We start from the raw sequence: 8,203 nt of genomic DNA, 5'->3' as shown, positions 1-8,203 counted from the left end.
CGTTTGTGGGGCCGCGCTGCGCTTGCCGGGCATGCCCCGGCGCTGCAGGACAAAGGCGGCGCATGCGCCGCCTTTGTTTATTTGCCGCGACCGAACAGGATCGCGATGCCTACGGCGACCAGGCCGAGCGGCCACCAGGTCAGCAGCAGGCGAGACAGGTTCAGGTTGGTCCAGCCCAGGTTGCTGGCCAGCATGAACAGGCCGATCAGGATCAGCAGGATGGCGGCGACGATATTGAATCGCATCGGGTCGGCACTGGCTCAGGAATGGGCCGGATATCCTAGCCGTTCCTTCCAGTAGGCGACATGCTGGTCCAGTGCAGCCGGTTCATAGCGGTGCGCCGGACCGCTGCCCCAGACCGGTCCCGGCCACGCCGGATCGCCGTCGTGGCGGCCGATCACGTGGAAATGCAGCTGGCGTACGATGTTGCCCAGCGCGCCGATGTTGATCTTCTCCACCCCGTCTGAACCGTGCAGGGCCTTGCAGGCGCGGTTGAGCTCGGTGCGCAGCTTGTCCTGCTGCTCGCCGTCCAGCTCGATCCACTCGGTCACCCCGGCCAGACGCGGCACCAGGACCAGCCAGGGGAATCGTTCGTCGTTCATCAGTCGCACTTGCGACAACGGGCCTTCGGCCACCAGCACGCTATCGGTGGCCAGGCGTGAATCGAGTTCGAAATCGCTCATCCAAGATGCTCCGAGAAGAAGTCCAGGGTGCGTTGCAGCGCCAGGGCGGCGCTGTCTGGATCATACGCATGTCCGACCTCGCGGTTGAAGGCATGGTCGGCCGGATAGACGTAGGTCGCCATCTGCGGCAGCTTCTCACGGTGCGCCTGGATCGCCTCCGGCGGGATGCTCTTGTCCTGCGCGCCGAAGTGGAACATCACCGGGGCCTTCGGCGTCTCGTCCAGGAACTGCACGTTGCGCGCGCCGTAGTAGCTCACCGAGGGCAGGCCCAGGCGCAGCGCGGACAGCAGGGCGACGCTGCCACCCCAGCAGTAGCCGACCGTGCCGACCTTTCCATGCGGTGCCAGCCGGGTTGCCGCGGCGCGGACCACTTCCAGTGCCTTTTCCATGCCCAGCGCGGTAACCCGCTCCAGCCCATCCTTCACTCCCTCGGGGGTGTAGGGCAGGGCATCCGGGTCGGCCTCGGGGCCGTCGACCAGGTCGAAGAACGACGGCGCCAACACGGCGTAGCCCTCGGCCGCGAATCGCTCAGCGACGCTGCGGATGTGCGGGTTGGCGCCGAAGATCTCCTGTACCACCACCAGGCTGCCGCGCGGGGCTCCTTCGGGCAGGGCCTGCCAGGCGCGGACCGGGCCGTAATGCGTATCCAGGGTGATCCATTCGGACATCGGGGGTACCTCGTTGCAGGGGCCAGGCCTGCATTGTCGATGCTGGGCGGGTTAGCGCGATGTCAGCGGTTGTGCGGAATCGGGCGGCTCATGATTCAGAGGCGGCCGTTCAACCCCGGTATACTGGCGCCCCTTCAGGCCCCGGCCCCCAGGTCCCCCTGCCATGCCGGCAGGGGCCCAGGCCCCCAGAGTCCCGCGATTCCATGTCCCAGCTGAACCCCAAAGTCGGCTTCGTCAGCCTTGGCTGCCCGAAGGCCCTCGTCGATTCCGAGCGCATCCTCACCCAGCTGCGGTCGGAAGGCTACGACATCGTCCCGTCCTACGATTCGGCCGACGTGGTGGTGGTCAACACCTGTGGCTTCATCGATTCGGCGGTGACCGAATCGCTGGATGCCATCGGCGAGGCGATGAACCAGAACGGCAAGGTCATCGTCACCGGCTGCCTGGGCAAGCGCCCGGAGCAGATCCGCGAGGCGTACCCGAACGTGCTGGCGGTGTCCGGGCCGCAGGATTACCAGAGCGTGATGGAAGCGGTGCATGCGGCGCTGCCGCCCAAGCACGACCCGTTCGTGGATCTGGTGCCGGACTACGGCATCAAGCTGACCCCGCGCCACTACGCATACCTGAAGATTTCCGAAGGCTGCAACCACCACTGCAGCTTCTGCATCATTCCGTCGATGCGCGGCAAGCTGGTCTCGCGTCCCGTGGACGAGGTGCTGCGCGAAGCCGAGCGCCTGGTGCGCGGCGGTGTGCGCGAACTGCTGGTGGTTTCGCAGGACACCTCTGCCTACGGCGTGGATGTGAAGTACGCCGAGAAGATGTGGCGCGACAAGGCCTACCAGACCCGCCTGAAGGCACTGTGCGAAGGCCTGTCCGAACTGGATGCGTGGGTGCGCATGCACTACGTCTATCCGTATCCGCACGTCGATGACGTGGTGCCGTTGATGGCCGAGAACCGGATTCTGCCGTATCTGGACATCCCGTTCCAGCACGCCAGCCCGCGCATCCTGCGCCTGATGAAGCGCCCCGGCGCGGTCGAGAAGACCCTGGAGCGCGTGCAGAACTGGCGCCGCATCGCGCCGGACATCACCGTGCGTTCGACCTTCATCGTCGGTTTCCCGGGCGAGACCGAGGCCGAGTTCGAAGAGCTGCTGTCCTTCCTGGACGAAGCGCAGCTGGACCGCGTCGGTGCATTCGCCTACTCGCCCGTCGAGGGCGCCACGGCCAACAACCTGCCGGATCCGGTGCCGGAGGAAGTGAAGCAGGAACGACTGGCGCGCTTCATGGAGAAACAGGCGCAGATTTCGGCTTCGCGTCTGGAAGCCAAGATCGGCACGGTGCAGCAATGCCTGGTCGATGCCATCGAAGGCGATATCGCGGTGGCGCGTTCCAAGGCCGATGCTCCGGAGATCGACGGCCTGGTGCATATCCAGAACGCAGACCAGGTGGCGTTGCGCGTGGGTGAGTTCGTCGACGTGGAAATCACCGAGAGCGACGAGCACGATCTCTACGGCGACGCACTGCCGCCGACCACGCGCCCGGCATTCGACCTCAAGGTGCTGTGACCGGGGCGGAGGCTGCTGATGGCGGCCCCCGCCGCTTCGTGCCACCGCTGCGTGCGGCGGTGGACAGTGCTGCGTTCGATCATCCGCTGTTTGCCGGTATCGCTGGGTTCGGTGATCTGCTGACGGCAGCGGACTGGCCACGCGTGGTCGATCTGGACGCGCGCCTGGCGCTGCCGGGCAAGCGCTTTGTTGAACAGGATGTGGCATTGCTGGCAGACGGCCTGCATTACGAAACGCGCATTGCCGAAGGGTGCATCGCAACCCGCGCGGGCAACTGGCACGACCTGTTCAATGCCCTGGTCTGGGCACGCTACCTGCCGATCAAGTGCGCACTCAACGCGCAGCAATGCCGGCACATCGAGGGCATGGCCGCAGGACAGCGCAACCGCGCGCAGGCCGCGCTGACCCAGTTCGATGAAACCGGCGTGGTGGTACGCATGCGCGACCCGGCATTGCTTGCAGCCTGGGATGCTCACCAGTGGCGCGTGCTGTTCGAGCCGATCCATTGGCAGTCAGGTCGGATCGCCATCGCCGCAGTATTCGGTCATGCCTTGATGGAACAGGCGCTGCTGCCGGGCCGGCTGCTGGTCGGCAAATGCGTGGTGCTGCAGGGCGATGACGATGTGGACTGCATCGTCACGGTCGCGCGGGCCATCAAGGAGGGCAGGGTGCTGCTCGATCCCTTGGAACTGCGTCCGCTGCCATTGGCGGGCATTCCCGGCTGGCACACCGACCAGGTGCCAGCCTTTTACGCGAACGACGATTATTTTCGTCCGCTGCGCGAAGGGCGCCGCTATCCGCCGCCGCTTCTCTAGAACCGAGCCCATGCCCGGCTGAGCGCCGCTGCCCGCCACAGGCTCAGCCGTTGGCCGCGGTCTCGTACTCCACACCGATCACCGCAAAGGTGTGGTTGCCACTGGGCAGTTCCACTGAAAACTCATCATCCAGGCGCTTCTTCAACAAGGCCCGCGCCAAGGGCGAATCGATGCTGATCCAGCCCAGTCCCGCATCGGTCTCATCCGGCCCGACGATGCGGTAGCGGCTGGTCTGCCCGCTGTCCACGTTCTCCAGTTCCACCCACGCACCGAAGAACACTGCTTGTGGATCAGTCGGCGTGGTGTCGACCACACGCAGCGATTCCAGGCGCTTGGTCAGGTAGCGCACGCGACGATCGATCTCGCCCAGCTGCTTCTTGCGGTAGGTGTATTCGGCATTTTCCGAGCGATCGCCTTCGGCCGCGGCCGCGGCCAGCGCCTTGACCACTTCCGGTCGACGCACCCGCCACAGCTCATCCAGCTCGGTTTTCAGGCGCGCATGGCCGGCGGCGGTGATCAGTGCGGTGCTCTTTTCTGCGGGGGGACGCCAACGCGACATGTAATGCGGCTTCTCGTGCGGAATGAAACAACTACGGCGCGCCGTCGCCGGCGCGCCGCGAAGGTGAAGGTACTATCGGAGCTCTCAGCGCTTGCCGCCGAAGATGCCACCGAGGATGCCGCGCACGATCTGGTTGCCCAGCTTGGTGCCGACCGTACGCGTGGTCTGCTTGGCCATCGTCTCGATCATGCCCTGGCGGCGTTTGGTGCCGAAAATCGCGTCCTTGATCGACTGCCCGAAGCCACCTTCCTGCGCCTCGTCCTGCTCACGGCTGCGCGCGGCGGGCGCATCGGTTTTCTCGACGGCCTTCTGCGCGCGCTGGGCCAGCAGTTCGGCGGCCGATTCGCGGTTGACGGCAGTGTCGTAGCGGGTGCCGACCGGGCTGCCAGCACGCACCTGCGAACGTTCGGTCTCGGTGACCGGTCCCATGCGGCAGCGCGGCGGCGCGATCATCGTCTGCTGCACCGGCATCGGCACGCCCTTGTCCTGCAGCGTGGACACCAGCGCCTCGCCGGTACCGAGCTGGCTGAGCACCTTCACCACATCCAGCTTCGGGTTCGGTACGAAGGTCTCGGCGGCGGTCTTCACCGCCTTCTGGTCGCGCGGGGTGAATGCGCGCAGCGCGTGCTGTACACGGTTGCCGAGCTGGCCGAGGATGTTGGCCGGCACGTCGTCCGGGAACTGCGAGCAGAAGTACACGCCCACGCCCTTGGAACGGATCAGCCGCACCACTTGTTCGATGCGCTGTACCAGAGCGGGCGGTGCATCGTCGAACAGCAGGTGCGCTTCGTCGAAAATGAAGACCAGCTTCGGCTTGTCGAGGTCGCCCACTTCGGGCAGCTGCTCGAACAGCTCCGATAGCAGYCACAGCAGGAAGGTGGAGTACAGCTTGGGCTTGAGCACCAGCTGGTCGGCGGCAAGGATGCCGATGACACCGCGGCCGTCATGGCTGACCCGCATGATGTCGGCCAGTTCCAGCGCCGGTTCGCCGAAGAAATGCTCGCCGCCGTCCTGGGCCAGCCGCAGCAGGGCGCGCTGGATGGCGGCCACCGACTGCGCACTGACCAAGCCGTACTCGGTGGAGATGTCCTTGCGCTCCTCGGCCACCAGGCCGAGCAGGGCGCGCAGGTCGTCCATGTCCAGCAGCAGCAGGCCGCGGTCGTCGGCCAGCTTGAACACGATGTCGAGCACGCCGGCCTGGGTGTCGTTCAATTCCAGGATGCGGGCCAACAGGGTCGGGCCCATCTCGCTCACGGTGGTGCGCACCGGGTGGCCGAGCTTGCCGTACAGGTCCCAGAACACGGTGGGGCTGGCGGCCGGGGCATAGTCGCTCACACCGATCTCGGCCGCGCGCTTGAGCAGGTTCTCGGCGCCGGTACCCGGCACGGCCAGACCGGACACATCGCCCTTCACATCGGCCAGGAACACCGGTACCCCGATCCGCGAGAAGCCCTCGGCCAGGGTCATCAGGGTCACGGTCTTGCCGGTGCCGGTGGCGCCGGCGACCAGCCCATGGCGGTTGCCGAGTTTCGGCAGCAGGGTGACAGCCACATCGTCGGTGATGCCTTTGCCGAGCAGAATCGGATCCATGGTCCAGCCCTTGTGATGAATGTGCCAATGTTAACCGCCGACAGTGACGGGCCGAAGGTCGGCTTGCCCCGACCTTGGCAGCGCCGCTACTCTGCCTGCCTGTTTCATACACAGTGCCACCAATGCCCGTTCCTGTCCTGATTTCCCGCACCTGGCCGCTGCTGGCCCTGGCTGGCCTGGTTTCCCTGGCACCGGAGGCCCACGCACAGCGGGTTTCGGCCCGGGACAAGGTGAAGGTGGATGCACTGCAGCAGCGCATGACTGCAGCCGAGAAGCGCTACAGCGATGCCGTGCTGCTGGTGGCCAACGCCGATCCGAAGGGTCGCAACGAGGCCGATGCCGCGCTGGAGGACATGGAAGATGTCATCAGCGAATGCGTGAAGCAGAAGGGTTGCCAGATGAGCAACATGCTGGCGACCTACAAGCGGCTGCTCAAGCACGACGCCGATGCCGCCGCCGATGATGACGTGGTCGATGAAGCCGGCGACCGCCTGGAGGCCGACCCGGACCATGTCGGCCCGCTGGCTGCGGATGTGCCGGAGGCGGCACGCGCAGCGGCGCTGCTGAACGACAAGCGCCATGCCTTCGACAACATGGTCGAGTACAACCCCGCCGTGCAGGCCGGCATCCGCCGCTGGCTGACCGACATGCGCCCGGCGCTGATGACCACCTACGAGAACTACCAGAACCTGCGCGCGGTGATGTGGCCGGAATGGGAGAAGCGCGGCCTGCCCGAGGCGCTGCTGTTCGGCATCATGGCCAAGGAATCCAACGGCCGTGTACATGCGTCCTCACGTGCTGGCGCCGCGGGCCTGATGCAGTTCATGCCGGCCACCGGCCGCCGCTTCGGCCTCGGCCCGGACGGTACCGGTTTCGATACCCGCTTCGATGCGCGCAGCGCCGCTGAAGCCAGCGCGACGTACCTCAACGAGCGGATGCGTGAGCTCAACAACAACGTCGAACTGTCGCTGGCCGGTTACAACGGCGGTGAGGGCCGCGCAGCGCGCGTCTACAAGCAGTACCCGGGCCAGAGCTTCTGGGTGGACAGCGTCTACAACCAGTTCCCGGGCGAAACCAAGGACTACGTGCCGATGGTGATCGCCGCGTCCTGGATCTTCCTGCACCCCCAGCAATACGGCGTGGAGTTCCCGAAGATCAACGCGCAACCGGCCACCATCCGCCTGGCCCGCTCGACCACGATCTACGAACTGACCATCTGCCTGGGCAGCCATGGCACCCGCGACGGCTACATGCGCGCATTGCGCAACCTCAACCCGCGCTATGAGGCCGATGGCTGGATTCCGGCAGGAACCCTCATCAACGCCACCAACCGCATTGCTGGCCTGTACGCGCGCAACTGCGTCAGCGGCCCGCGTGCCGATCTGGCCCGCACCCTGATCACCGCCGACCTCAATGCCGCGATCGTGCGCCCGAGCGCCGCCAGCTACACCGGCAGCGTGGCCGTGGGCGGGGTGGTGCCGGTGGTCGATCCCAATGCCGCCAGCAGCGTGCCGACCACGCCCGCAGCGCCGTTGGCTGCGCCGCGCCCGGCGCCGGCCCCGCGCGCCAAGCCGGCCCGCAGCTACAAGGTCGGCAAGGGTGAGACTCTGGGCCGGATCGCCGCGAAGTTCCAGTGCGATGTGCCGGTGCTGGCCCGCGCCAATGGCCTCAAGGCCCCCGGCTACAGCCTGCGCCACGGCCAGGTGCTGAAGCTGCAGGGCTGCGACAAATAATCTCTCCGCACTCTGGATATCGCATGGACCTCGAAGACACCCGCAACCTGTTCACCAACCTCCGCGAGAACACCGACTGGGACCTGGATGCCCCGCTGCTGTGGGGGTACTTCTTCGTGCACTCCACCGCCGAGCCGCTGCAGGCACTGGGCACCCACCTGCAGGCGCAGGGCTATGTGCTGGTGGAACTGTTCGAGCAGGAGCCGGAGGACGGTGACGCTGCATTCCACGTGCTGCATGTGGAGCGCGTGGAAGTCCACGACGAAACCTCGCTGGACAAGCGCAACCAGGAACTGAGCGCGCTGGCTACGCAGATGGGCGTGGAAGACTACGACGGCATGGACGTCGGCCCGGCGCCGACCCTGCAGTAACGCCCACATCCGGTAGTGCCGGCCGCTGGCCGGCAACGCTCGATGCGTTGGATCAACGGAGATGCCGGCCAGCGGCCGGCACTACCGCAGGATCAGCGAAGCTTGGCCAGTGCCTGGCCCAGCTGCACCGGATGTTCGGCATCCAGATGCGGGGCAAATTCGGCCACGCCCGGCGGCAGCAGCACGATCACGGTCGAGCCGTAATTGAAGCGCGCCATC

10 protein-coding genes are annotated in these 8,203 nt (G+C 66.3%); 4 read left to right on the top strand and 6 right to left on the bottom strand.

Going from position 1 to position 8,203, the window contains the following annotated elements; all coding sequences use genetic code 11:
- Window positions 1–77: 77 nt before the first annotated feature.
- From AB4Y84_RS07500 to AB4Y84_RS07490, 3 genes are read right to left on the bottom strand one after another with little or no spacing between them, the layout of a single operon-like run.
- Window positions 78–245 (bottom strand): LiaI-LiaF-like domain-containing protein, encoded by a 168-nt coding sequence (locus tag AB4Y84_RS07500; protein ID WP_025876120.1) that lies wholly within the window; start codon window positions 243–245, stop codon window positions 78–80.
- A 15-nt stretch (window positions 246–260) separates the two neighbouring features.
- Window positions 261–683 carry an HIT domain-containing protein gene (locus AB4Y84_RS07495; RefSeq protein WP_032975033.1) on the bottom strand — a complete coding sequence of 141 codons (423 nt, stop codon included), beginning with the start codon at window positions 681–683 and terminating at the stop codon, window positions 261–263.
- Window positions 680–1,351 (bottom strand): dienelactone hydrolase family protein, encoded by a 672-nt coding sequence (locus AB4Y84_RS07490; RefSeq protein WP_442244085.1) that lies wholly within the window; start codon window positions 1,349–1,351, stop codon window positions 680–682. Before AB4Y84_RS07490 ends, AB4Y84_RS07495 begins: the two co-directional genes overlap by 4 nt.
- 203 nt (window positions 1,352–1,554) lie before the next feature.
- Here AB4Y84_RS07490 and rimO point away from each other — a divergent pair, with 203 nt between their 5' ends.
- Together rimO and AB4Y84_RS07480 are read left to right on the top strand one after the other, a co-directional pair.
- Window positions 1,555–2,916 carry a 30S ribosomal protein S12 methylthiotransferase RimO gene (rimO, locus tag AB4Y84_RS07485; protein ID WP_025876127.1) on the top strand — a complete coding sequence of 454 codons (1,362 nt, stop codon included), beginning with the start codon at window positions 1,555–1,557 and terminating at the stop codon, window positions 2,914–2,916.
- 38 nt (window positions 2,917–2,954) lie between these two features.
- A complete protein-coding gene (locus AB4Y84_RS07480) occupies window positions 2,955–3,731 on the top strand; it encodes a DUF3025 domain-containing protein (protein ID WP_425541324.1) in 777 nt (258 codons plus the stop codon).
- Between the two features lie 43 nt (window positions 3,732–3,774).
- Here AB4Y84_RS07480 and greB read toward each other — a convergent pair whose 3' ends face one another.
- On the bottom strand, window positions 3,775–4,290 hold the full coding sequence (gene greB / locus AB4Y84_RS07475) for a transcription elongation factor GreB (protein ID WP_032975018.1): 516 nt from the start codon (window positions 4,288–4,290) through the stop codon (window positions 3,775–3,777).
- Window positions 4,291–4,374: 84 nt separating this feature from the next.
- Window positions 4,375–5,880: a helicase HerA-like domain-containing protein gene (locus AB4Y84_RS07470; RefSeq protein ID WP_442249941.1), complete on the bottom strand. Its 1,506-nt coding sequence runs from the start codon at window positions 5,878–5,880 to the stop codon at window positions 4,375–4,377.
- 122 nt (window positions 5,881–6,002) lie between these two features.
- Here AB4Y84_RS07470 and AB4Y84_RS07465 point away from each other — a divergent pair, with 122 nt between their 5' ends.
- Together AB4Y84_RS07465 and AB4Y84_RS07460 are read left to right on the top strand one after the other, a co-directional pair.
- Window positions 6,003–7,613 carry a transglycosylase SLT domain-containing protein gene (locus AB4Y84_RS07465; RefSeq protein ID WP_363732401.1) on the top strand — a complete coding sequence of 537 codons (1,611 nt, stop codon included), beginning with the start codon at window positions 6,003–6,005 and terminating at the stop codon, window positions 7,611–7,613.
- A 23-nt stretch (window positions 7,614–7,636) separates the two neighbouring features.
- Window positions 7,637–7,984, top strand: a complete 348-nt coding sequence (locus tag AB4Y84_RS07460) for a ribonuclease E inhibitor RraB (RefSeq protein WP_099819030.1) — start codon at window positions 7,637–7,639, stop codon at window positions 7,982–7,984.
- A 92-nt stretch (window positions 7,985–8,076) separates the two neighbouring features.
- On the opposite strand, the gene AB4Y84_RS07455 is transcribed toward AB4Y84_RS07460, so the two are convergent.
- Window positions 8,077–8,203 (bottom strand): phosphatidylserine decarboxylase (locus AB4Y84_RS07455; RefSeq protein WP_442249942.1); only part of this gene is annotated, 127 nt, incomplete at its 5' end.

Source organism: Stenotrophomonas sp. 2YAF22 (assembly GCF_052114665.1).
GTDB lineage: Bacteria > Pseudomonadota > Gammaproteobacteria > Xanthomonadales > Xanthomonadaceae > Stenotrophomonas > Stenotrophomonas indicatrix.
The sequence above is the reverse complement of the archived record's forward strand: the minus strand, read 5'-3'. Positions and strand labels throughout refer to the sequence as shown.

Coding starts and splice junctions, on each gene's coding strand:
- AB4Y84_RS07460 (WP_099819030.1), top strand. CDS start 7,637: ATGGACCTCGAAGACACCCGCAACCTGTTCACCAACCTCCGCGAGAAC.
- greB (WP_032975018.1), bottom strand. CDS start 4,290: ATGTCGCGTTGGCGTCCCCCCGCAGAAAAGAGCACCGCACTGATCACC.
- AB4Y84_RS07490 (WP_442244085.1), bottom strand. CDS start 1,351: ATGTCCGAATGGATCACCCTGGATACGCATTACGGCCCGGTCCGCGCC.
- AB4Y84_RS07495 (WP_032975033.1), bottom strand. CDS start 683: ATGAGCGATTTCGAACTCGATTCACGCCTGGCCACCGATAGCGTGCTG.
- AB4Y84_RS07465 (WP_363732401.1), top strand. CDS start 6,003: ATGCCCGTTCCTGTCCTGATTTCCCGCACCTGGCCGCTGCTGGCCCTG.
- AB4Y84_RS07500 (WP_025876120.1), bottom strand. CDS start 245: ATGCGATTCAATATCGTCGCCGCCATCCTGCTGATCCTGATCGGCCTG.
- rimO (WP_025876127.1), top strand. CDS start 1,555: ATGTCCCAGCTGAACCCCAAAGTCGGCTTCGTCAGCCTTGGCTGCCCG.